Source organism: Janthinobacterium algoris, from assembly GCF_051380935.1.
In the GTDB taxonomy this organism is placed as follows: Bacteria; Pseudomonadota; Gammaproteobacteria; order Burkholderiales; family Burkholderiaceae_D; genus Janthinobacterium.
In genome coordinates, this window is record NZ_JBNYXZ010000002.1 from 212,013 (window position 1) to 235,318 (window position 23,306).

The 23,306-nt window shown below is 63.2% G+C and carries 21 protein-coding genes; 8 read left to right on the forward strand and 13 right to left on the reverse strand.

From position 1 onward, the window contains the following. Nucleotides 1–113: 113 nt before the first annotated feature. From ACQ4W7_RS03920 to ppc, 9 genes are all read right to left on the reverse strand, one after another. Nucleotides 114–482 carry a hypothetical protein gene (locus ACQ4W7_RS03920; protein ID WP_436528587.1) on the reverse strand — a complete coding sequence of 123 codons (369 nt, stop codon included), beginning with the start codon at nt 480–482 and terminating at the stop codon, nt 114–116. 75 nt (nt 483–557) lie between these two features. Beyond that, nucleotides 558–3,017, reverse strand: coding sequence for a TonB-dependent siderophore receptor (locus tag ACQ4W7_RS03925; protein ID WP_426071336.1), 2,460 nt, complete (start codon nt 3,015–3,017; stop codon nt 558–560). Nucleotides 3,018–3,153: 136 nt separating this feature from the next. After that, entirely contained in the window at nt 3,154–4,128 is a 975-nt protein-coding gene (locus ACQ4W7_RS03930; protein ID WP_436528589.1) for a FecR domain-containing protein, read from the reverse strand. An 8-nt stretch (nt 4,129–4,136) separates the two neighbouring features. Continuing rightward, a complete protein-coding gene (locus tag ACQ4W7_RS03935; protein WP_436528591.1) occupies nt 4,137–4,643 on the reverse strand; it encodes a sigma-70 family RNA polymerase sigma factor in 507 nt (168 codons plus the stop codon). 116 nt (nt 4,644–4,759) lie between these two features. Continuing rightward, entirely contained in the window at nt 4,760–5,254 is a 495-nt protein-coding gene (locus tag ACQ4W7_RS03940) for a DUF3617 domain-containing protein (RefSeq protein WP_436528593.1), read from the reverse strand. Between the two features lie 89 nt (nt 5,255–5,343). Continuing rightward, nucleotides 5,344–5,523 carry a hypothetical protein gene (locus tag ACQ4W7_RS03945; RefSeq protein ID WP_436528595.1) on the reverse strand — a complete coding sequence of 60 codons (180 nt, stop codon included), beginning with the start codon at nt 5,521–5,523 and terminating at the stop codon, nt 5,344–5,346. 171 nt (nt 5,524–5,694) lie between these two features. Next, the gene (gene pyk / locus ACQ4W7_RS03950) at nt 5,695–7,155 is read right to left on the reverse strand and encodes a pyruvate kinase (protein WP_426071341.1); all 1,461 of its coding nucleotides are present in this window, start codon (nt 7,153–7,155) and stop codon (nt 5,695–5,697) included. 87 nt (nt 7,156–7,242) lie between these two features. Continuing rightward, nucleotides 7,243–8,253: a type I glyceraldehyde-3-phosphate dehydrogenase gene (gene gap / locus ACQ4W7_RS03955; RefSeq protein ID WP_426071342.1), complete on the reverse strand. Its 1,011-nt coding sequence runs from the start codon at nt 8,251–8,253 to the stop codon at nt 7,243–7,245. A gap of 32 nt (nt 8,254–8,285) precedes the next feature. Beyond that, nucleotides 8,286–11,039 (reverse strand): phosphoenolpyruvate carboxylase, encoded by a 2,754-nt coding sequence (gene ppc / locus ACQ4W7_RS03960; protein WP_436528598.1) that lies wholly within the window; start codon nt 11,037–11,039, stop codon nt 8,286–8,288. 355 nt (nt 11,040–11,394) lie between these two features. On the opposite strand from ppc, the gene ACQ4W7_RS03965 reads away from it, so the two are divergent. Beyond that, nucleotides 11,395–11,850: an RrF2 family transcriptional regulator gene (locus tag ACQ4W7_RS03965; protein WP_426071344.1), complete on the forward strand. Its 456-nt coding sequence runs from the start codon at nt 11,395–11,397 to the stop codon at nt 11,848–11,850. Nucleotides 11,851–11,946: 96 nt separating this feature from the next. Here the strand turns inward: ACQ4W7_RS03965 and ACQ4W7_RS03970 are convergent, their stop codons facing one another. From ACQ4W7_RS03970 to ACQ4W7_RS03985, 4 genes are all read right to left on the reverse strand, one after another. Then, a complete protein-coding gene (locus ACQ4W7_RS03970) occupies nt 11,947–13,632 on the reverse strand; it encodes a cation acetate symporter (RefSeq protein ID WP_436528601.1) in 1,686 nt (561 codons plus the stop codon). Beyond that, nucleotides 13,629–13,937, reverse strand: a complete 309-nt coding sequence (locus ACQ4W7_RS03975; RefSeq protein ID WP_426071346.1) for a DUF485 domain-containing protein — start codon at nt 13,935–13,937, stop codon at nt 13,629–13,631. Before ACQ4W7_RS03975 ends, ACQ4W7_RS03970 begins: the two co-directional genes overlap by 4 nt. A 139-nt stretch (nt 13,938–14,076) precedes the next feature. Continuing rightward, a complete protein-coding gene (hmpA, locus tag ACQ4W7_RS03980) occupies nt 14,077–15,258 on the reverse strand; it encodes an NO-inducible flavohemoprotein (RefSeq protein WP_436528603.1) in 1,182 nt (393 codons plus the stop codon). Nucleotides 15,259–15,291: 33 nt separating this feature from the next. Beyond that, nucleotides 15,292–15,705 (reverse strand): hemerythrin domain-containing protein, encoded by a 414-nt coding sequence (locus ACQ4W7_RS03985; RefSeq protein ID WP_436528605.1) that lies wholly within the window; start codon nt 15,703–15,705, stop codon nt 15,292–15,294. A 226-nt stretch (nt 15,706–15,931) separates the two neighbouring features. On the opposite strand from ACQ4W7_RS03985, the gene ACQ4W7_RS03990 reads away from it, so the two are divergent. From ACQ4W7_RS03990 to ACQ4W7_RS04020, 7 genes are all read left to right on the forward strand, one after another. Continuing rightward, nucleotides 15,932–16,825: an STAS domain-containing protein gene (locus ACQ4W7_RS03990; protein ID WP_426071349.1), complete on the forward strand. Its 894-nt coding sequence runs from the start codon at nt 15,932–15,934 to the stop codon at nt 16,823–16,825. Between the two features lie 7 nt (nt 16,826–16,832). Further along, nucleotides 16,833–17,195, forward strand: a complete 363-nt coding sequence (locus ACQ4W7_RS03995; RefSeq protein ID WP_426071350.1) for an STAS domain-containing protein — start codon at nt 16,833–16,835, stop codon at nt 17,193–17,195. Between the two features lie 58 nt (nt 17,196–17,253). Continuing rightward, nucleotides 17,254–17,652, forward strand: coding sequence for an ATP-binding protein (locus tag ACQ4W7_RS04000; protein ID WP_426071373.1), 399 nt, complete (start codon nt 17,254–17,256; stop codon nt 17,650–17,652). Beyond that, entirely contained in the window at nt 17,649–18,734 is a 1,086-nt protein-coding gene (locus ACQ4W7_RS04005) for an ATP-binding SpoIIE family protein phosphatase (protein ID WP_436528608.1), read from the forward strand. The genes ACQ4W7_RS04000 and ACQ4W7_RS04005 overlap by 4 nt, the downstream gene beginning before the upstream one ends. Next, nucleotides 18,731–20,560 (forward strand): ATP-binding protein, encoded by a 1,830-nt coding sequence (locus ACQ4W7_RS04010; RefSeq protein ID WP_436528610.1) that lies wholly within the window; start codon nt 18,731–18,733, stop codon nt 20,558–20,560. The genes ACQ4W7_RS04005 and ACQ4W7_RS04010 overlap by 4 nt, the downstream gene beginning before the upstream one ends. Continuing rightward, on the forward strand, nt 20,547–22,067 hold the full coding sequence (locus ACQ4W7_RS04015; protein ID WP_436528613.1) for an ATP-binding response regulator: 1,521 nt from the start codon (nt 20,547–20,549) through the stop codon (nt 22,065–22,067). Before ACQ4W7_RS04010 ends, ACQ4W7_RS04015 begins: the two co-directional genes overlap by 14 nt. A 106-nt stretch (nt 22,068–22,173) precedes the next feature. Beyond that, nucleotides 22,174–23,295: a metallophosphoesterase gene (locus tag ACQ4W7_RS04020; protein ID WP_436528615.1), complete on the forward strand. Its 1,122-nt coding sequence runs from the start codon at nt 22,174–22,176 to the stop codon at nt 23,293–23,295. The last annotated feature ends 11 nt before the right edge of the window (nt 23,296–23,306 follow it).

Consider the following 23,306-nt stretch of genomic DNA (forward strand, 5'->3'; position numbering starts at 1 on the left):
TGCACGGTTTTATCCCAGCCCGGCAGGCGCCGCGCATGGCGTCACATCCTCGGCTGGCGCAAAGCATATCCACTCCGCGCGCGCTCTTTTCAGCGTGCGCGCCTTATCACCACTCAAGCGGTCGGCGCCAGCATGCTGCGGAACCACGCCAGTTGCTCGCGCGTCAGGTAATTGGCGCCGTCGCCGTGCAGGAGGACGATTTCGATCTCGGAGGGAATCGACGCGATCAGTTGCGCGCCCGTCACGGGAATGTTGGGAAACGCGATACCAGCCAGGAAAGCCGGGTCTTCCGCCACCGTCACGCACTGGCGCTCGGGATTGGGCGACGGCACGAGGAACAGGTCGATCTGCTCGCTTTGCCCGCCGATGACGACATGCAATTGCGCGGCCAGCAGTTCAGGCAGGATCAGCTCGATGTTATTTTCGGTGCGCGATAGCTGGAAAGCGTTTTTCAGGGGCGTCAGGACAGGCGTGGCGGACATGGGAGCAGTGTGAAAGTGAAGACGGCGGCAGTGTAGCAGAGGCGCCGCGAAGGACGCGCTCTGCAAGCACAGCCTTTACATCTTGTAGTTCAGCGAGACAAGCACGCTGCGCGGCGCGCCGTAGCGTTCCAGCCCGCCCGACCACGCGTAGCCGAGTCCCTGGTAATAGCGACGGTCGAGCACGTTATCGATATTCACGCGCACCTGCAGCTGTTCGCTGAGACGGTAGCCGGCCGTCAGGCCGACGATGGCGTAACCGCCCTGCTGCGTCAGGAAAGCCTTGTCGCGTCGGTAAATCTTGTCCTGCGCAGTCACGGAGGCGCCCAGATTCCATTGCGCCAGGCTGCCGCTCAGCTGCACATTCGTATACAGCTTGAATAATTGCTTCGGCTCGTCCGTGGCGATGCGCTGGCCGATGTTGGCGACCACGCTATCCTTCGTGTACTTGGCCAGTACATAGGTGTAGCCGCCCGCGATCTGCCAGCCCGGCAATGGCGAGCCCGACAATTGCAGATCGACGCCTTCGCTTTGCACCTGTCCGGTCGCGCGGGCACAATAGATGGCGCCGCCCGTGGGACAATTGACTTCATCGGCCATGGCGCGGTTATTCTGCCTGATGCGGAACAGGGCGCCGCTGGCATTGAGCCTGCCGCCGAAATACTCGCCCTTCACGCCCACTTCCAGGTTGGTGCCGCTCAGCGGCGGCAAGGTATTGCCGCGCACATCGAGCACGCTTTGCGGCTGGAAGATCTGCGTGCCGCTCGCATACACGGAATGGTGCTGATCCAAATCGTAGACCAGGCCCGCGTACGGCGTGAACTTGGCGTTTTCCGTCAGGTCGCGGCGCCAGGCCGGATTGGTGGCATACCAGCCAGTGACATCCTGCGCATACCAGCCGAAGCGTCCGCCCAGCACCAGGCGCAGCGGATCGGCCAGGCTGAAGTTGCCGGCCGCATACAGGCCCTTCTCATCCGTCTTGCGGCCCCAGTTGTAGGGCTCGAACGGCGCGCCATTCATGCGGTAGGCGCGCGGATTCCAGTGGCGGATATCGATCACGCGCGTTTGCGCGCCGTCCCAGCTCTGGCCCGCGTCCGAGTCGTCATGGCGGTAGCTGGCGCCGACGATGACGTCATGCTGCCGGCCGAACCAGGTGACAGGGCCGCTCAAGCGCCAGTCGGCCACCACTTGTTGCGTGTTGTACTTCCAGCCCGTTTCAGATTGTTCCAGCAGATACGTTGCGCCAGCGACGCGGCTGTTGGTGGTATTGCGCGTCGATGAAGAGGCATCGATGTGCGTGATGGCGAAGCGGCTGCGCCAGCCCTGCTCCAGCTTCGTTTCCAGGTCGGCGAAGACCACGTTGTTGTCGCGCTTCTGGAAAGAATCCGCATTATTCAGGAAAGTCGAGCGTGGCAAGTCCATGTGGCGGCCATCGGGCAAGGTCGGCAAGCCGACAAACACCCCATCGGTGCGGCTGTGCTGGCGCGAAAAACCAATACCGGCCGTGGTTGACGGCGTCAGGTCCGCTTCCACGATCGCATACACGGTGCCGTTGGTGTTGTTGACCACGTCGACGAAACTGTCGCTGTCGCGCCAGCTGGCCGCAACCCTGCCGCGCACGCTGCCCGAGGCGTTCAAGGCATTGCTGGCATCGACCGTCAATTGTCGGTCCTTCCAGCTGCCCAGGTGGGCCGACGCGTTCAGCAAGGGCGTGGCCGTGGGGCGCTTGCGTATCATATTGATGCTGCCCGACGGTGCGCCAGCCCCTTCCATCAAGCCGGTGGCGCCACGCACCACTTCCACGCGGTCATACATCAGCATGTCGGCGGAGACGTTGCGCTCGTTAAAACCCGTGACATCGAGCGGCAAGCCATCGACATTCACGTGGCTCAAGGCAAAACCGCGGGCGAAATACGTGGTTTCCTGGTCGGACACGCCCTGCGTCTTGCCATACAGGCCGGGCGTGGCACGCGCCACATCCTGCAAGGTGGTCAAATCAAAATCTTCCATTTGCTGGCGTGAAATGACGCTGACCGTTTGCGGCGTGTGGCGCTGCGACAAGTTCAAGCCCGTGGCCGTCGACATGGCGCGCGACGTATATAAACCCGTGCCTTCCGTGGCACGGTCCGCCTCGGCGCTGACGACCACGGCGGGCATGCTGGCCAGGCCGGCATCGGCCGTGCTGGTATTAATCTTGCGCAACAGATAATTGCCATTGCCACCGTCCGTCACTTCAAGGCCGCTGCCCTGCAGCAGTTTTTGCAGGGCAGCGGAGACGCTGTGGCGGCCCTGCAAGCCTGACGTCGCCAAGCCGTCGAGCGCCACGCCCTGGGTGGACAGGTTGATGCCGGCGGCGATGGCAAACGTGGACAGCGCACCGCGCAGGCCGCCGGCAGGAATGCTGTAGTCGCGCACATTGGCGGCCGGGCTGGACTCGGCGGCCTGCGCCGTTTGCGGCAAGCCGGCGCCAGCCGCGCCCACGGCCAGGAGCAAGACCAGCGCGGCGCGCACGGCGCCGGTGGTGGGATGGAGCGTCATTCGCGCTGGTGAAAATGGTGCAAGGATGCGGTGCTGCAAAGCCATGTAAGCCCTTTCGATGGTTCGGATTGTTCGTTCTCTAGCTTGTATGACGAAGCAATCCGGGAAAAGGGACAGGTAAGTGGCAAATTTTGCTTCAAGCGGCCTCAACACTGATCCAGTAGCGCGTGCGGCGCGCCAGCCGGATCGGCAAGGAGCGCTGCAGCAAGAGCAGGATGTTGTCCGGGTCGTTCAGCTGGAAAATGCCGTCCACCGGCATGGCAGCGAGCGCCGGATCGCAGCGCAGCACGCCGTAGCGATAGCGCGCCACCTGTTCGAGCACCTCGCCCAGCGGCATGCGTTCGGCGATCAGCACGCCCTGCAGCCAGCCGGCAGCGTGCGGCGCCAGCGGCGACAAGGGGGCAACGGCCACGTCATCGAAGCTGCCCTGCTGGCCCGCATCGATCCTGCGCAAGGCCTCCGGCGCCTGCGACGGCTGGATCTCGACGGCGCCTTCGCTGACGCTCACCTGCGTACGCGGCGCCAGCACGGTGCCAGCGTGGCGCACGCTGAAGTGCGTGCCCAGCGCGCGCACGGCGCCATTGCTGCTGCGCACGAGGAACGGTCGCGCCGGCACGGCTGCGTCGTGCGCCGTGGCGACGTGGATTTCCCCGGCATGCAGCACGAGCAGCCGCTCCACCGCGCCGTAATGCACATTGATGGCCGTGTCCGTATTGAGCACCAGTTGCGTGCCATCCGGTAATGTCATGTGGCGGATTTCGCCCCTGGCGGTGCGAATTGCAGGATGCCACCCTTGCCACGCTTGCCACGGCGCAGAACGGCTGGCCAGCCACAGGGCCGGCCCGGCCGCGATCAGCCCAGCCAAGCCGTAGAGTACGGCACGCCGGTGCGGCGACTGCGGCGCCGCGTCCTCCGTCTGGCGCAGCGCGGGCGGCACGCTGGCCAGGGTACTGCACACCAGCTCGGCCCGCGTCCACGCCGTTTCGTGCGCGGGATCGCTGGCGCGCCAGGCCAGGAAAGCTTGCTGCTCGTCGGGAGTCAAGGCGCCCCCATGCAGGCGCACCAGCCATTGCGCCGCCGCGCGGGCGGCACGTGGCTCGATGGCAGTCATGCTGGCGCTCACAGGATCAGCAGGATGCAGCGCTCAAACGCCTGCACCATGTAGCGCTTGATGCTGCGCTCGCTCACGGCCAGGCGCCGGGCGATTTCCCCATAAGCAAGGCCGTCCACATGCGCCAGCAGGAAGGCGCTGCGCACCAGCGGCGGCAAGCCGTCGAGCATGGCATCAATGCGCTGCAAGGCTTCGCGCACCAGCAAACGCTCTTCCGGCGACTGCATCAGCAATTCAGGCTGCTGCGCCAGGGTTTCCAGCCACGCCTGCTCCAGCGACACGCGCCGGTAATGGTCGATCAGCAAGCGCTGCGCCACGGTGGTCAGGTAGGCGCGCGGTTCGCGCAAGGTCTGCCGGCCTTCCGGCGGCGCCGTCAGCAGGCGCACAAAGGTATCCTGCGCCAGGTCGGCCGCATGGTCCGCGCACTGCAGCTTGGCGCGCAGCCAGCGCATCAGCCAGCCGTGGTGGCTGCTGTAGATGCCTGCGATCGACTCGCTTGACTGCGCAATGTTCACTAGGGACTCCGATGCGCTCATGGCAAGGCGCGGCTAATTGATAATAATTCTCATTATCACAAATCATTGCCTCCGGCGTCAATGCCGGCGCCTGCCTATCCCTGGAAACTGTTGTTTCAGCGTGGCTGCTTGCGGTTTAGATACAGACTCTTCATCACCATGCCGCCGCGCATTTTCTTGGCGCCCGGCGCCAGCCCTGCTGGACAAGCGCCCTGAAACTCCCCTGCCAGCTCGGTGCGTTGTACCTCGCTCTTGCCGTTCAATTCCATCGTGGTGTCGGCGATCAAAGTGTATGCCTTGGCAAGGTCGCCCTTGAAGCTGCCGGCCAGCATGGCACCCGGACAGCTGGACTGGAAATGGTAACTGTCGCCCTGGCGGCTTTGCGACGCGATCTGGCATTCCTGCTCGAAATCGGTCCACAAGTCATCTTCGATCAGGCGGTCGTATTGCTGGTCAACACAGATTTCCCAGGAAAACGGCGAGGTGGCGGGCGTCACCTTCCACAACCCCGTGGCGCGCTGCAGGCGCTGCACAGGCTCGGCTGCCGAGGCGAACGTGGCCGCGCACAGGGGAAGGATAGTCATCAGGAACAGGGTCGCGCTGCGTTTCATGGGCATGCTCTTTCGGCTAAAAACTTGAATATAGCAAAGAGGAATGCCCGCAGGCCGCACGCTTAGCCGTACATGACGGTCGCGGGTGATTAAGCCAGAGTAGGTTTTTCGGGCTTTGCGAGCAGCACGAAGGGAATGGCAAACGGCCCCAGCAAGGTCACCAGGACGGCCCGGACGGCCGTTGTCTTGACGAGGCGGCGCTTGGCAATGAAGAGGCAAGCGAAGGCCGACAGCGACCAGATCAAGGCAGGCAGGTATGTCGTCATCATGAACTCCAGATGTGCCTTGGAAGGCAGGAAAACCATGCTGACACGGAAATGTGCTCACCGCAATGGCAGATTGGGCACCTGCCATTGCGGTGACCGGCCAACCGCCCCTCTTTCAGCCATTTTTAAGGCTGCAGGCGGCGGTCGGCCAGTGATGTGGTCAGTAATATACGGTCAGTGCTGGCCGATCTTCATGATTTTCAGCGCGTTCGTGCCGCCGACCTTGCCCATCGGCTCGCCCCAGGTCAGCACCACGGTATCGCCCTTGGCCACGACTTTATGTTCCAACAGCAAGTCTTCCGCCTGTTGCAAGACTTTATCGCGGTCGGTGCCCGACGTCAGTTCCAGGGTGCTGACGTTGCGGTACAGGGCCAGCTTGCGGCGCGTACCCACGCTCGGGGTCAGCGCGACGATGGGGATGTCGATGTTGCAACGGCTCATCCACAATGCCGTGGAACCCGATTCCGTCAGGGTGGCGATGGCTTTGACGCGCAGGTGATGCGCCGTAAACAGGGCGCCGTAGGCGATCGACTGGTCGATACGCGAGAACGTGGCGTTGAGGAAATCGGCATCCAGCTTGCAGGTATCCCACTTTTCCGCGTCCAGGCAGATGGCGGCCATCGCTTCCACCGTTTCAATCGGGTAGCGGCCCGAGGCCGTTTCCGCCGACGTCATGACGGCGTCCGTGCCATCGAGCACGGCATTGGCCACGTCGGACACTTCCGCGCGGGTCGGCACGGCGTTGACGATCATCGATTCCATCATCTGCGTGGCCGTGATCGCCAGTTTATTCGACGCGCGCGCCATCTTGATCATGCGCTTTTGCAGGGCTGGCACGGCCGCATTACCCACTTCCACGGCCAGGTCGCCACGTGCCACCATGATGCCGTCAGACGCGTCGAGGATTTCTTGCAGCGCAGGAATGGCTTCCGCGCGCTCGATCTTGGCGATCATCATCGGCTTGTGGTCCCACGCTTCGCCGGCGATATTGGCCAACTGGCGCGCCATGACCATGTCGGTGGCGTTTTTCGGGAAGGACACGGCCACGTAATCGGCCTGGAAGCTCATCGCCGTTTTCACGTCTTCCATGTCTTTCGCTGTCAAGGCCGGCGCCGACAGGCCGCCGCCCTGGCGGTTGATGCCCTTGTTGTTCGACAATTCGCCGCCGATCTTGACGGTGGTGTGGATTTCGCTGCCGACGACTTTATCGACCGTCAGCACGATCAAGCCGTCGTTGAGCAGCAGCACGTCGGCGGTGCGCAAGTCGCGCGGCAATTCCTTGTAGTCGAGGCCGCAGCGCTCGATGTTGCCCAGTTCGCCGTTTTCACCCCACTTCGCGTCGAGGATGAAGGAAGCGCCGTTTTCCAGGAAAATCTTGCCTTCTTCAAACTTGCCGACGCGAATCTTCGGGCCTTGCAAGTCGGCCATGATGGCCACTTCGCGGCCGCACAGGGCTGCCGCTTCGCGCACCATGCGGGCGCGGTCGATATGGTCTTGCGCCTTGCCATGCGAAAAGTTCAGGCGCACGACGTCGACGCCGGCCTTGAACATGCGGACCAGGGTATCGATATCGTTCGAAGCGGGGCCGATGGTGGAAACGATCTTGGTAGCGCGTTGCTGTACTTGCATGGTCATGGTGTGCTGCTTTCTATAATGAGTTGCTACAAGGGCCAGCCTTGTGGGCCGGCCGTCCTGGTGCGCTGGATCAGCGGTACTGCGTTCTTACTTGGCCGCCATCAGGGCAACCGTGGTGTCCAACATGCGGTTCGAGAAGCCCCACTCGTTGTCATACCACGACGACACTTTCACGAGGCGGCCCGAGACCTTGGTCAGGGTCGCATCGAAGTTCGACGAAGCCGGGTTGTGGTTGAAATCGATGGAAACGAGCGGTTCCGTCTGGTACGTGAGGATGCCTTTCAGCGCGCCTTCCGATGCTGCCTTCAGCAGAGCATTGACTTCCTCGACCGTGGTGTCGCGCTTGGCGATGAACGACAGGTCGACCAAGGAGACGTTAATTGTCGGCACGCGGATGGCGAAACCGTCCAGCTTGCCATTCAGTTCCGGCAAGACCAGGCCGACAGCGGCCGCCGCCCCCGTCTTGGTGGGAATCATCGAATGCGTGGCCGAACGGGCGCGGCGCAAGTCTTCATGCATCACGTCGCTCAACACCTGGTCATTCGTGTAGGCATGCACGGTGGTCATCAGGCCCGATTCGATGCCGATGGCGTCGTTGAGCGGTTTGACCAGTGGCGCCAGGCAATTCGTCGTGCACGAGGCATTCGAGATGACCGTGTCCGATGCTTTCAGCACGTGCTGGTTGACGCCAAACACGATGGTGGCGTCCACATCCTTGCCGCCCGGCGCGGAAATGATGACTTTCTTTGCTCCGCCCTTCAGGTGGGCCGAGGCTTTTTCCTTGGTGGTAAAGAAACCCGTGCATTCGAGCACCACGTCCACGCCCAGTTCGCCCCACGGTATCAGGGCCGGGTCGCGCTGCGCGAAGACGCGGATGCGGTCGCCATTGACGATCATGTTGTCGCCGTCGATGGTGACGACGCCGGGAAACTTGCCGTGCACCGTATCGTAGCGCGTCAAATGCGCGTTTGACTTGGCGTCGCCCAGGTCATTGATGGCGACGATGTCGATATCCTGCTGCTTGCCGCCTTCATAAAACGCGCGCAAGACATTGCGGCCGATGCGGCCATAGCCATTGATGGCAACTTTGATGGTCATGCTGTCTCCTTGATATTGTTTGAATGAATCAATTAGCCGCTATTGCGCAAGCCTGCAGCGATGCCGTTGATCGACAAATGGATGCCCGTGCGCGCCGCCGCATCCTGCTTGCCTTCGCGGAAACGTTTCAACAGCTCTACCTGCACGTGATTGAGCGGGTCGATGTAGGGGAAACGGTTGCGTATCGAGCGCTGCATCAGCGGGTTGGCTTGCTGCAACTCTTCCTGGCCCGTGATCAGTTTCAAGGCGTCCAGCGTGGCCGCGTATTCGGCGCGGATGCGGGTAAAGATGGCATCGCGCAAGGCCTTGTCCTTGACCAGTTCCGCATACTTGCCGGCAATCGCGATGTCGCTCTTGGCCAGGACCATATCCATGTTTGACAGCAAGGACGTGAAGAAGGGCCAATCCGTGTACATGCCGCGCAGCACGTCCGCGCCGTCCGCCGGATGGGCGGCCAGGTAGGCTTGCACGGCGGAACCAAAGCCGAACCAGCCCGGCAGCATCAAGCGGCATTGCGCCCAGCTCAAGACCCAGGGAATGGCGCGCAAATCCTCGATGGACGTGGATTTCTTGCGCGACGCGGGACGGCTGCCGATATTGAGCGCGGCAATTTCCGCGATCACCGTCGATTCCCAGAAATACTGTTCGAATCCTTCCGTGCCATACACGAGGTCGCGGTAGGCGTTCAAGGCCGTGCCGGACAGCTCTTCCATCGCGGCCAGGTGGCCCGCTCCGGCCGAGGCCTTCGGTTGCAGCTGTGCCTGCGGCAGCAGGGTCGACTGGATGGTGGCGGCCACCAGCACTTCCAGGTTGCGGCGCCCCACTTCCGGGTTCGCATACTTGGCCGTGATGACTTCGCCCTGCTCCGTCAAACGGATTTGCCCTTGCACGGCGCCCGCTGGCTGGGCCAGGATGGCTTCGTAGCTGGGGCCGCCGCCACGTCCGACGGAACCGCCGCGGCCGTGGAACAGACGCAGCTTGATTTGATATTCTTTAAATACCGTCACCAGCTCGATCTCGGCCTTGTAGAGTTCCCAGCCGGAGGTGAGGAAGCCGCCGTCCTTGTTGCTGTCCGAGTAGCCGAGCATGACTTCCTGCTGGTCCGCACGCGACTCAAGCAAGCCCCGGTAGAACGGCAAGCCAAACGCGCGCGCCATGATGGCGGGGCCGGCGCGCAAGTCGTCGATGGTCTCGAACAGGGGAATGATGTTGACGTCCACTTCGCGGCTGTCCTGGCGCAGCAAGCCCACTTCTTTCAGCAGCAAGGCCACTTCCAGCAAGTCCGAGACGCTGGCAGCCTTCGAGATGATGCAGTTCGGCACCGATTCCTTGCCATATTTGACGTGGGCTTCGCGCACGGCGCGGAAGATGTCGAGTTCGGAGGTGGTTTCCTCGGAGTACTGCGCATACGGCGACGTCAGCAGGCGTGGCGACTCGAGTTCGGCCAGCAGCACGGCGATGCGCTGCTCTTCATCGAGGTCCAGATACACGAGGCCCGGCTGGGCACCGGCGAACAGTTCGCCCACGATACGCTCGTGCACGTCGGAATTCTGGCGCAAGTCCAGCGGCGCCAGCGAAAAGCCGAAAACCTTGACGGCGCGGCGCAGCTGGCGCAGCCGGCCACGCGCCAGCGCGCGCAAGCCATTGCTGACGAGCGAATGCTGGACCACGTCCAGGTCGGCCAGCAATTCAAACGCGGCAGCGTAGGGCTGCACGCCTTCGGCTTGCTTGCCCTTGCCAGAAAGCACCACGCGCGTGGCATCCAGGCGCGCATGAATGCCATGCAGGGCGCGGCGGTACGGCTCGTCGACACGGTGCGGCGACGCGTCGGCCGAGCGTTCGGCCAGCGCGCGCAGCGGCTCGCTACAGGCGTTCAATATTTGCGCCAGCGACAGCTGGGAAGCGAGCTTGCGCAATTCGCCGAGGTAAAAGTCGAGCACCTTGTCAGCCTGCGTCTGCAGGGTGCTGCGCAGGATGTCGGCCGTGACAAACGGATTGCCGTCGCGGTCGCCGCCTATCCAGCTGCCGACCTTCATAAAATTCGGTAATTCCGCATCTTCCCAACGGGCATCGCGCTGGGCCAGCATGGTTTCCAGCGAGGAATACAGCTTCGGCAGTTCGCGCAGGATGGTGTGGTCGTAGAACGACAGGCCATTGGCCACTTCATCCATGACGGACAGTTTGCTCGTACGCAGCAGACGCGTCTGCCACAGCGTGACGATGCCGCGGCCCAGCGCTTCTTCGTTTTGCTCGGCCTCTTCCGGCGTCATTTGCACGCGGTCGCGCTCGCTCAACAGGCGCGCGATGGCCATCTGGCAATTCTGGATACTCTTGCGCTGCACTTCCGTCGGATGCGCCGTGAAGACGGGGCTGACAAACGCATCTTCAAAGAACGTCTCCAGCGCATCGGCCTTGCCCGCATCGAACACATTGCCGACGGCATGGCTGAGACTACCCTGGCGCGGCGGCGAACCGGCAATCAAATGGGCGCGCGTGCGGCGGATGTGATGTTGGTCTTCTGCAATATTGGCCAGCAGCGAGAAATAGCTGAAAGCGCGCGTCAATTGCGTGGTTTCTTCCTGCGATAGCGCTTGCAGCGCGTCCGACAGTTGCGCGCGCGCCGCTTCATCATTGTCGCGGCGGAAACGGATGGCCAGCTGGCGCACATGTTCGATGCGCTCGAAAGCGGGATCGCCCAAATGGTTGCGGATGGCGTCGCCCAGCAGACGGCCCAGCTGGCGGATATCGCTGCTCAGCAGCTCGTCTTTCACTTCATTCATTTGCATGGTATTCATTTCCTGGGGCGGCCACGGCGGCACCGCACAGATTGCGTAGTACGCGCTCCCCGGCCCGGGAAACGCCCATCATCCATTTTGTAGTAAATTTACCTTACCGTCTCACCATCCTCTTGATTTTCATCAATAAAATTCACGTCCAAAGGGCCGCTAAGGGCTTGCACGCTGTTTGCCAGGGCAACAATATGAAAATTTACTACGCATTTAAGCGAAAGGCAACCAAATTTGTCTTTCCAGGCTGAAAAGTGACGAGGCAACACACATGACGGTGGCGATGACCGGGCACTCTCCTGTATCCTGGCGGCTTGAAACAAAGATGTAATCCACATCTTTATAAGCGACCCCCATGCGATTGACTGCCTATACCGACTATACCCTGCGCACTTTGATGTACCTGGGCGTGCACCGCGACCGGCTTGTGACCATCCAGGACATTGCCGACCTGCATTCCATCTCGAAAAATCACCTGATGAAGGTGGTGCACCAGCTGGGCCTGTCAGGCATCGTGGAAACCGTGCGTGGGCGCAACGGCGGCCTGCGCTTGGCGCGCGACCCGGCCGACATCAATATCGGCACGGTGGTGCGCGAAACGGAAAACGATTTTTTCATGGCGGAATGTTTTAACAAGGAAAACAATACCTGCCCGCTGACGCCAGACTGCCTGCTGAAGGCCAAGCTGGGCCAGGCCACGGGCGCCTTCCTGGCCGTGCTCGACACGGTGACCCTGGCAACCATTCTGGAGCCAGCAGGCAATGTCCCCGCGCTGGCGGCGGGCGTGATTCCCCTGCATCTGGCCAAGTAAGCCCGAAGGTAAGCACATTATTGCTGTGCGCTAAAACAACAATGCCCGGCGAACCGGGCATTGTGCATTGTGCATTTCTACCGCGACAGGATCAGCTTAGTGCGCGCTGGCGCCTGCCGCACCGATGCCCGTTTCCGAACGCATTTGCTGCGCTTCGTAACCGGCGCGGTCGATGCGCGCGCGCGGGCTCTTGTCGAGCACCGAGAACAGCCAGATGCCGACAAAGCCTGCCGTCATCGAGAACAGCGCCGGCGAGGCGTATGGGAACAACGCCGCCGGGTGGCCCAGCACGTCGACCCACACGGACTTCGATACCACCGTCAGCGCCACGGCCGTGGTCAAGCCCAGGAAGCCGCCGATGGTGGCGCCCCGCGTGGTGCAGTCTTTCCACAGCACCGACATGAACAGCACGGGGAAGTTGGCCGAAGCGGCGATGGCGAAGGCCAGCGAGACCATGAAGGCGATATTCTGCTTTTCAAAGGCGATGCCCAGCACCACGGCAATAATGCCCAGCACGATGGTCGTCACGCGCGACACTTTCAATTCGTTGGCGCCCGTGGCCTTGCCCTTCTTGATGACGGTGGCATACAGATCGTGCGACACGGCCGACGCGCCCGACAGCGTTAAGCCCGCCACGACGGCCAGGATAGTGGCAAACGCGACCGCCGACATGAAGCCGAGGAAGACGTTGCCACCCACGGCCTTGGCCAGATGCACGGCCGCCATGTTATTACCGCCCAGCAGCTTGCCGGCAGCATCCTTGAACTCGGGATTGGTGCTCACCAGCACGATGGCGCCAAAGCCGATGATGAAGGTCAGAATGTAGAAGTAGGCAATCCAGGTGGTGGCCCAGAACACGGATTTACGCGCTTCCTTGGCGCTCGGCACCGTGAAGAAACGCATCAGGATGTGCGGCAAGCCTGCCGTACCGAACATCAGCGCCATGCCGAACGAGATAGCCGAGATCGGGTCCTTGATGAAGGAACCGGGCCCCATGATGGCTTCCTTGGTGGCATGCACGTCCACCGACTTGGCGAACAGCGCTTCCGGGCTGAAGTTGAATTGCGCCAGCACGGCCACGGCCATGAAGGTGGCGCCGCCCAGCAGCATCACGGCCTTGATGATCTGCACCCAGGTGGTGGCCGTCATGCCGCCAAATAGCACGTAGATCATCATTAATGTACCGACCAGGACGACAGCGATCCAGTATTCCAGGCCGAACAGCAGCTTGATCAACTGACCCGCGCCCACCATCTGCGCGATCAGGTAGAACGCCACCACGACCAGCGTGCCGGAAGCCGAGAAAATGCGGATCGGCGCCTGCTTGAAGCGGTAGGCGGCCACGTCGGCAAACGTGTAGCGGCCCAGGTTGCGCAGGCGCTCGGCCATCAGGAAGGTGATGATGGGCCAGCCGACGAGAAAACCGATGGCGTAGATCAGGCCGTCATAGCCGTTGAGGAAGACGGCGGCGGAAATGCCGAGGAAGGAGGCGGCCGACATATAGTCGCCCGCAATGGCCAGGCCATTCTGGAAGCCTGTGATGCCGCCGCCAGCCGTGTAGAAATCGGAAGCCGACTTGGTCTTCGCGGCCGCCCATTTAGTGACGAACAGGGTGAAGATGACGAAGGCGGCGAACATGATGATCGCCGTCCAGTTGGTCGGCTGCTTGACTGCCTGGCCCAGGTCGGCGCCGGCCGCCAGCACGCTGTTGCTGACGCTCGCCAGCAAGGTCAAGGCTGCCAGGCAGCTGAGTTTGCGTTGCATCGATGGGGCGCGGTTCATGCTTGCACCCGTGCCTGGATGGCGCTGGTCAAGTCGTCGAATTGCTTGTTGGCGCGGCGCACATAAATGCCGGTGATCACCACGGTAAACACAATCACGAACAGGCCGATCGGCATGCCCCAGGTCATCACCCCGGTGCCCGTTTTAGTGGCAAGAAATTCCTTGTTGAAGGCGATGAGCAGGATGTAGCCGTAGTACACCAGCATCATCAGGCCCGTCAGCACCCAGCCGAAGCGGGAGCGTACCTTGAGCAGTTGATGGTAGTTGGGATCGCCCTTGATTTTCTGAACCAGATCGTCATGCATTGTGTTGCCTCCTGTTATGTAAAAGCGTGCTCTTTTATGCGAGCTTGGATTCACAGTACAGCGCGAGACTTACCCGCCCCTTACGGCAGCGATTTTTTCTCGCAGGAGCAACACAAGGAACAACACAAGGCAGGCAAGGTCAGTTCAGCGCGGCTGCCGGTCCGAAGAATTCATGGTGCGTCTGTTGTTCCGGCACGCCCAGCTCGCGCAAGTATCGCTTGACGGCGCGCATGAAAGGCTGCGGTCCCAGAAAGTAGGCATCGACGTCGCGCGAGGCCGGCAGCCAGTGGTCGAGGTTCTCTTTATTGAGCAAGCCGACAGCGTCCGGAGCCTCTTGTTCGCCAGCATGTTCCGCGTAGCAGTAATAGCGCTGCAACTGCGGGTGCTGCGCGGCCAGTGCGTCGATCTGCTGGCGAAACGCATGCACGCCCTGGTTGCGCGCCGCGTGGATGAAATGCACGGGACGCTTGCCACGCAGGGCGGCCGTCAACATGGCCAGGGTCGGCGTGATGCCCACACCGCCGCTGATCAGCACCAGCGGCTTGTCGCTGTCCATCAGCACGAAGTCGCCCGATGGCGGCGTCAGCTGCACGGTATCGCCCGCCTGCACGTGGTCGTGGAAGAAATTGGACACCTTGCCACCCTGCTCGCGCTTGATGCTGATGCGATAAGTCTGGCCATTGCTGGCAGCAGACAAGGAGTACTGGCGGCGCATGGGCACGCCATCGACGCTGGCCAGCACGCCGATATACTGGCCTGGCGCAAAGTCGAGCACGGGCTGGCCATCGGCGGGCGCCAGCAGGAAGGACGTGATCTCGTCGCTTTCCACGCTCTTGCCCTGCACGATGAAGTCGCGCGCGCCGCTCCAGCCACCGGGCGCGGCGGCCTGTGCCTTGTAGATGCGCCCTTCCTCGCCGGCCAGGATGTCGGCCAGCTGGCCGTAGGCCGCACCCCAGGCATCGATGACGGCATCGCTGGCCACCTCGGCGCCCAGCACTTCGCGGATGGCCTGCAGCAGACTGGCGCCCACCAGCGGATAGTGTTCGGCGCGGATCTGCAGGGCCACGTGCTTGTTGACGATGGTGGCCACCAGGTCGCCCAGCGCATCCAGTTTATCGATATGTTTGGCATACATCAACACGCCATTGGCCAGCGCGCGCTGTTGGTCGCCGCTGTGCTGGTGCGCCTGGTTAAAGTACGGCAGCACTTCGGGATGGTCGCGGAACAGATTCTTGTAGAAATGGCGCGTCAGCGCTTCACCGCCCTGTTCGAGGATGGGGACGGTGGCCGTGATGATGGCGCGTTGTTCTTGGGTCAGCATGTAAAACTCCTGTGTGTATGTCATGAATCGGTGTTATGCCAGCGTCTCTACCGCTGGATACAGCTCGTGGTCTTCGCGCCGCATGCGCTGGTACAACGCGTGCAGCACGGTATTGGCTTCGCTGCGGAAGGCATCCGGTTCGGCTGCCAGGCGCACTGGCGTATTCCAGCGGCCGGCGAAATCCAGGTAGGCGCCGGCGATGCCGTGCATCTCGTTTTCGTACTGGCGGCCCAGCTGCGCCACCTTGGCCACGCCGGAGGCTTGCGCGGCTGGATACAGGTAGCGCTGCTCGACGGCCAGGTGCAGCTTGATCAAGCCGCTCATGGCAATGATCTGTTCGGCAATCGCCTGCGCCTGTGCGGCAACGCCGCCGCGCGCCAGCTGGCGCAAGCCATCAATGGAGGCCAGGATGGCCAGGTGCTGTTGTTTGAATTTATCGATATTCATGGCGTGTTTCTCTTGTTGAGTGTTGCCAGTGTAGCGGAATTTATTTAAACATGCAAATAATATACATCTTTAAAGTGTCAGTTTTTTCTGCGGAAATCTGGATCGACATGCGCCACTATGTGCGGCACAGAACACAAGCTACGACCATGCCTGCCTATAATTTATTCATCACAGCGCGTGCCCGTTTGCGGCCGTGCCGCACCCTACACTCCAGCGAAGGATGAGCATGAAAATGAAGACGGACACGGTCAAGACGGGCACGGGCCAGGCGCAGCAACTGGCCAGCATCATCAGCGAGCATCACACGGAACTGCTGGACGGCTGGATGGCCGGCCTGGTCGCGCGTCTGGTGCGGCGCGACAAGATTGCGGAAAACGAGCTGCGCCAGCAGGCAGCGCAATTGCTGCCGCTGCTGGCGGGCGCACTCGACAGCGGCGACGCATTCGACATCGAAGGCGGCGCCTGGGACGACACACGCCAGCTGCTCGCCGAAATATCGCAATCGCGCGTGCGCCAGGGCTATTCGCCGATCGACACGGCCAGCTTCATGTTTGCCCTCAAGGAGCCGCTATTCGCCTATCTGCGCAAGGAAATCACGGCGCAGCCGCAGCAGCTGGGCGACGCCATCATCGGCACCAGCAAGCTGTTTGACGAGCTGGGCCTGCTGACCATCGCCATCTACCAGAAGGCGCGCGAACAGGTGATTCTGCGCCAGCAACAGGAATTGCTGGAACTGTCCACGCCCGTGGTGCAACTGTGGCAAAACGTGCTGGCCCTGCCCCTGATCGGCACCCTCGACAGCGCCCGCACGCAAGTGGTGATGGAAAGCCTGCTGCAAAAGATCGTTGATACAGGCGCCCTGATCGCCATCATCGACATCACGGGCGTGCCCACCGTCGACACCCTGGTGGCGCAGCACCTGCTGAAAACCGTCGCCGCCGCGCGCCTGATGGGCGCCGATTGCATCATCAGCGGCATCCGCCCGCAGATCGCGCAAACCATCGTGCACCTGGGCGTGAACCTGGAAGACGTGATGACCAAGGCCACCCTGGCCGACGCCTTCGTCGTGGCCCTGAAACGCACGGGCTCCAGCATCACCTACCAGCAGCAACAACACTGAGGCGCCTATGGAAAGAATCCCCATTTTACGCATGGGCCGGCTGTTGCTGGTGACGATCCAGGTCGACATGCATGACCGCCTGGCGATGACCTTGCAGGATGACCTGACCACCCGCATTGTGACGGACCGCGCCACGGGCGTGCTGATCGACATTTCCGCGCTCGACATCGTCGACTCCTTCATCGGCCGCATGATCAGCAACACGGCGGCGATGGCGAAAATCCTCGACGCACACACCGTGGTCGTCGGCATGCAGCCGGCCGTCGCCATCACCCTGGTGGAACTGGGCCTGACGCTGGAAGGCGTGAGCACGGCGCTGAACATGGAACGAGGTATCAGGCTGCTGGAACGGGGCGGTGCATGCGCATGACGGGGGCGCCGTGCTAGGCGCACCGGCACAGCAGCGGGCGCAGGCCGCAGTGCAGCAAATGCAACAGGTGCTGCCCCTGCACAGCGATGAAGACGTCGTGCGGCTGCGCAAGCAAGTACGCGACAACATGGTCGCCATGGGTTTTGGCCTGATCGAACAGACCAAGATCATCACGGCGGCGAGCGAACTGGCGCGCAACACCCTGCGCTACGGTGGCGGCGGCGAAGCGCGCATCGCGCGTGTCAGCGATGGCGCGCGCCAGGGCCTGGAACTGCGTTTTGTCGATGCGGGTCCTGGCATCGAAGATATCGCCCTGGCGCTGACCGATGGTTACACCAGCGGCGGCGGGCTGGGACTGGGGCTGGGTGGCGCCAAGCGCCTGGCCGACGCCTTTCACATCGACACGGTGCCCGGCGCGGGCACCACGGTCACTATCGCGAAATGGAAGCTGTTTTGAACCACATCGAGCAAGCCCCTGACATTGCCAGGCAACGCAGTTTCCCCATCGGCGAACCGAGCGAAATCGCCGCGGCCCGCCGCGCCGGCAACGAACTGGCGCGCCACATCGGCTTTGACGACGTGCGCACGGGCCAGCTGGCCATCATCATCAGCGAAGCGGCCACCAACATCGTCAAGCACGCGCAGCGCGGCGAGATCCTGCTGCGCAAGGTGCTGCGCGGCGGCACCAGCGGCATCGAAGTGCTGGCCATCGACCATGGTCCCGGCATGGCGAATGTGCATCAGCACATGCAAGATGGCCATTCCACCACCGGCACCTACGGCGTGGGACTGGGCGCGATACGCCGCCTGAGCCAGGAATTCGACCTGTACACGGCGCCCGGCAAGGGCACGGTGCTCATGATGGTGGTGTGGGGGCAGCACGCCAGCAGCGCCATTCCGGCCAGCCCGAACTGGCAAATCGGCGCTGTGTGCCTGCCGCTGGCATCGGAGCAGGTGAGCGGCGACGCCTGGAACGTGGTGTGCGAAGGCCAAGAACTGAGCCTGATGGTGGCCGATGGCCTGGGCCATGGCCCGCTGGCGGCACGTGCCTCGGAATGCGCCAGCTCCCTGCTGGAACACGACACGCCCGGCTTGGCGCCCCTGCCCGCGCCCTTCGTCGAACTGGCCCACGCCGCCCTGCGCGCCACGCGCGGCGCGGCGCTGGCGGTGGCGCATATCGACAGCGCGCGCCGCGAATTGCGCTATGCGGGCGTGGGCAATATCGCCGCCTGCGCCTTCGACGCGCAGCAGAGCCGGCATTTGCTGTCGCATAACGGCATCGTCGGCAGCAATCTGCGCAAGGTGCAGGAATTTTGCTATCCCTGGCAGACTGGCACGACACTGATCATGCACTCGGACGGCCTGCACACGCGTTGGGACCTGGAACAGTATCCGGGCCTGGCGCAATGCCACCCCAGCCTGGTCGCCGCCGTGCTGTACCGCGATTTTGCGCGTGGGCGCGACGACGTCACGGTGGTGGTACTGCGCGAACATGAGGATCACCTGGCCGCAATAGCAGAAGGGACAGGTGCGGCATGACACAGCGCATATTGACGGCCCATATCGGCAGCGAACTCGATGTGGTGGGAGCACGCCAGCGCGCACGGCAAATCGCCGCCCTGTGCGGCTTCGCCGTGCAAGACCAGGTGCGCATCGCCACGGCCGTGTCGGAACTGGCGCGCAACGTCTACAACTACGCCGGCAGCGGCAAGGTGCATTTCGCCATCGACGGCCAGACGGCGCCGCAGGTGCTCAGCATCCGCATCGAGGACCAGGGCCCCGGCATCGCGCCGCAGCAGTTGCAGCACATCCTGGCTGGCACCTACCGCTCGCGCACGGGCATGGGACTGGGCATCCTGGGCGCCCAGCGCCTGATGGACCGCTGCCACATCCATAGCACACCGGGGGAAGGCACACATATCACGCTGCACAAGTTATTCCCGCGCGACGCGCCCCTGCTCAACGGAGGCATGATAGGCGTGCTGTCCGGCAGCCTGCGGGCGCTGCCCTCGGATATCACGCTCTCCGAAGTGCAGCAGCAGAACCGCGAGCTGCTGAGCACCCTGGCTGAACTGAAAACGCGCCAGGACGACCTGCTGCAGCTGACGCGCGAACTGGAAGACACCAACCGGGGCGTGGTGGCGCTGGTCGCGGAACTGGACGAAAAGGCCGACCACCTGCGCCGCGCCGACCAGATGAAATCGCGCTTCCTGTCGAACATGAGCCATGAATTCCGCACGCCGCTCAGCTCCATCCGCGCCCTGTCCAAGCTGCTGCTCGACCGCATCGACGGCGAACTGTCCGAGGAACAGGAAAAGCAGGTGCTGTTCATCCTGCAAAGCGCCGTCAGCCTGAGCGACCTGGTGAACGACTTGCTGGACCTGGCCAAGATCGAGGCGGGCAAGGTCGACGTGCACGCCAACAGTTTCCCTGTCGCCGACCTGTTCAGCGCACTGCGCGGCATGCTGCGCCCGCTGCTGGTGTCCGAGTCGCTCACATTGACCTTCATCGACCCAGGCCCGGCACTACACATCCACACGGATGAAGGCAAGCTGTCGCAAATCCTGCGCAACTTCATCGCCAACGCCCTGAAGTTCACGGAAGCGGGCACCATCATCGTCAGCGCCACGCCCTTGCCGGAGCAGGATGCCATGCGTTTTTCCGTTTCCGACACGGGCCTGGGCATCGCCGCCGAAGACGTGCAGCTAATCTTCGAGGAATTCAGCCAGGTGGAAAACCACATGCAGCGCAAGGTCAAGGGCACGGGCCTGGGCCTGCCCCTGTGCCGCAACCTGGCCACCCTGCTCAATGGCACGGTGACCGTGGAAAGCACGCCGGGATATGGCTCGCTGTTTTCCGTCGTCCTGCCCACCAGCTACCATGCGCCCGAAGACAGCCTGCCGCCGTGCGCGCCGGCCAACGACAATGGCAACGACCAGCGCATCGGCGTGCTGGTGGTGGAAGACAATCCGCCCATCCGCCTGCTGTATGAAAAATTCTTGGCCGGCAGCGAATTTCGCGTCATTCCCGCGCGCAGCGTGCGCGAAGCGCAGGAACGCTGGGAACAGCAGCGCCCTGCCGCCGTCATCCTCGACATCATGCTGCACGGCGAGACGGCTTGGCAGTGGCTGGCCGAGCTGAAAACCGATCCGTTGCGGCGCCAGGTTCCCGTCATCGTCGCCACCGAGATCGACGACGTGCGCAAGGGTCTGGCCCTGGGCGCCGACGCCTACTATGTCAAGCCGCTGCCGCGCCAGCAATTGCTGGCGACCCTGCGCGCGCTGATCGGCAATCCACACCACCGGCAAGAGCCGGTTCCGCCGCAAGGCACAACCACCTGGGACAATGCGCATGCTACCGGATAACAACAGCGATGCTCTGATCCTGAACGTTGATGACAGCGATGGCGCCCGCTACGCCAAGTCGCGCATCCTCAAACGCGCCGGCTTCAAGGTCATCGAAGCCTCGAACGGGGGCGACGCGCTGCTGCGCGCCCGCCAGGACCACCCCAACCTGATCCTCCTCGACGTCAAGCTGCCCGACATCAACGGCCTGGAAGTGTGCCGCCAATTGAAGGGCGGCGCCGAAACGAACACCATCCTGGTGCTGCAGACGTCGGCCTCCTGCATCGGCACGGCCGACAAAATCCGCGCCCTCGACGGCGGCGCCGACAATTACCTGGTAGAGCCGATCGAGGCGGATGAATTGATCGCCAACGTCAGGGCGCTGCTGCGCCTGGGCCGCGTCGAGCGCGCTTTGCGCGACGTGGACCGCCGCAAGGATGAATTCCTGGCCACTCTGGCACACGAATTGCGCAACCCGTTGGGCCCCATCCGCACGGCGCTGGCCCTGCTGTGCAAGCTCGATCCCGTCGTGCCGGCCGTGCAGGACAATGCGCGCCGCACCATCGCCCGCCACACGGATCACCTGGTGCGCCTGGTGGACGACCTGCTCGACGTGTCGCGCATTTCGCAGGGTAAAATCTCGCTGCAATGGGAAAGCGTGAGCCTGGCCAGCGTCATCCGCAGCGCGCTGGAAACGAGTTCGCACAGCGTCGAAGCACGCGGCCATGCACTGGACGTAAGCCTGCCCCAGGAAGAACTGTGGGTCTGCGGCGACGCCGTGCGCCTGTCGCAGATCGTCGCCAACCTGCTGCTCAACGCGGCCAAGTTCACGGCGCCGGGCGGGCGCATCGCCATTAGCGCCGGGCGCGAAGGCGACAAGGTGCGTATCCGCCTGAGCGACAACGGCATCGGCATCGCCGCCGCCAGCATCGACAGCATCTTCGGCATGTTCGAGCAAAGCGGCCACGCACCCGACCGGGTGCAGGATGGCCTGGGCATCGGCCTGTCGCTGGTACGCAAGCTGGTGATGCTGCATGGTGGCCAGGTCAGCGTGCGCAGCCCCGGCGTGGGGCTGGGCAGCACCTTCGAGGTCATCCTGCCGCTCGACGCCAACGTGCCGCTGCCTGCCGCCGCGCCAGCGCCGGCGCCAGCGGCCACTGGCGGCAGCCAGCGCATCCTCGTCGTCGACGACAACTGCGATGCGGCCGACACCCTGGCAGAATTGCTGGAAATGTACGGCCACACGGTGCGCACGGCCTACACGGGTGCACAAGCGGCCGAGCGCACCTTGGAATTCAAGCCCGACATCGTCTTTCTCGACATCGGCCTGCCCGACATGAGCGGCTACGAGGTGGCCGTCAAAATGCGCCAGCTGCCGATACCGCAGCAATTCCTGCTCGTGGCGCTGACCGGCTACGGCCAGGAACACGACCGCCAGGCAGCCCTGCAGGGCGGGTTCAACGAGCACTTCGCCAAACCTGTCGATTTCGGCAAGCTGGCCATGCTGGGACTGCATATTGCCCAATGAACGGCGCCGCGGCTGCCGGTCTCCAGGGCGTCGGCTATAATCTGCGGCCGGCGATGGCGCCGCATCGCATCCGCCGTGCCGAACGCCCCACCTCTGGAACCATGACATGACAACCCGCACGCCGCTGCTGCGCATCACCATGCTACTGGGCGCCCTGCACGCCCTGCTGGGCTGGCTGCTGCTGCCATCGCTCCCCGTCGGCCTGGCCGGCTGGCTGCTGGGCGGCCTGGTCTTGCTGGCCTCGACCATGCTCATGCCGATGACAATCTTCGCCCGCGCCGTCACCAACGATGCGCGCCTGGCCGACCGTTTGAGCTGGGCCGGCTCGCTGTGCATGGGCTTTTTTTCCTCGCTGTTCGTGCTCACCGTGCTGCGCGCACTGCTGATGCTGATTCCCGCCACCCGCCCCCACGCGCAGGCGTCTGCCGTGGCTACGCTGCTCCTGGCGCTGCTGGCAACCGTCGTCGGCTTCATCAACGCCCGCAAGGTGGCACGCGTGCGCGAGGTCGAGGTGCGCATCGCCGGCCTGCCCGCCGCATTGCAGGGTTTTAGCATCGTGCAATTGAGCGACATCCACGTAGGCGCCACGATCAAACGCGCCTACGTGGAGGCCATCGTCGCGCGCGCCAACGGCCTGCGGGCGGATATCATCGCCATCACCGGCGACGTGGTCGATGGCACGGTGGCGCAACTGGGCAGCCATACGGCGCCACTGGGCGAACTGCACGCGCGCCATGGCGTCTTCCTCGTCACGGGCAACCACGAATACTATTCGGGCGCCGCGCCGTGGGTGGCGGAATTTCGCCGTCTGGGCTTGCGCGTGCTGATGAACGAGCATGTGATTCTTGACCACGACGGCGCGCGACTGGCGCTGGCCGGCGTCACCGACTTCAATGCCGCCGCCTTCGATCCGGTCCAGAAAAGCGACCCGCAAGCGGCCATCGCCGGCGCACCAACCGATATCCTCCGCATCCTGCTGGCGCACCAGCCGCGCAGCGCCCCCAAGGCCGAAGCGGCCGGCTACGACCTGCAACTGTCCGGCCACACGCACGGCGGCCAATTCTGGCCATGGAATTTGTTCGTGCCGCTGCAGCAGCCGTATGTTGCGGGACTGCACCGGCAAGGCCGCCTGTGGATTTACGTCAGCCGCGGCACCGGTTATTGGGGCCCGCCCAAGCGCATCGGCGCGCCGGCGGAGATTACGAGGCTCCGGCTGGTGGCGGCGTAAGCATCACTCAT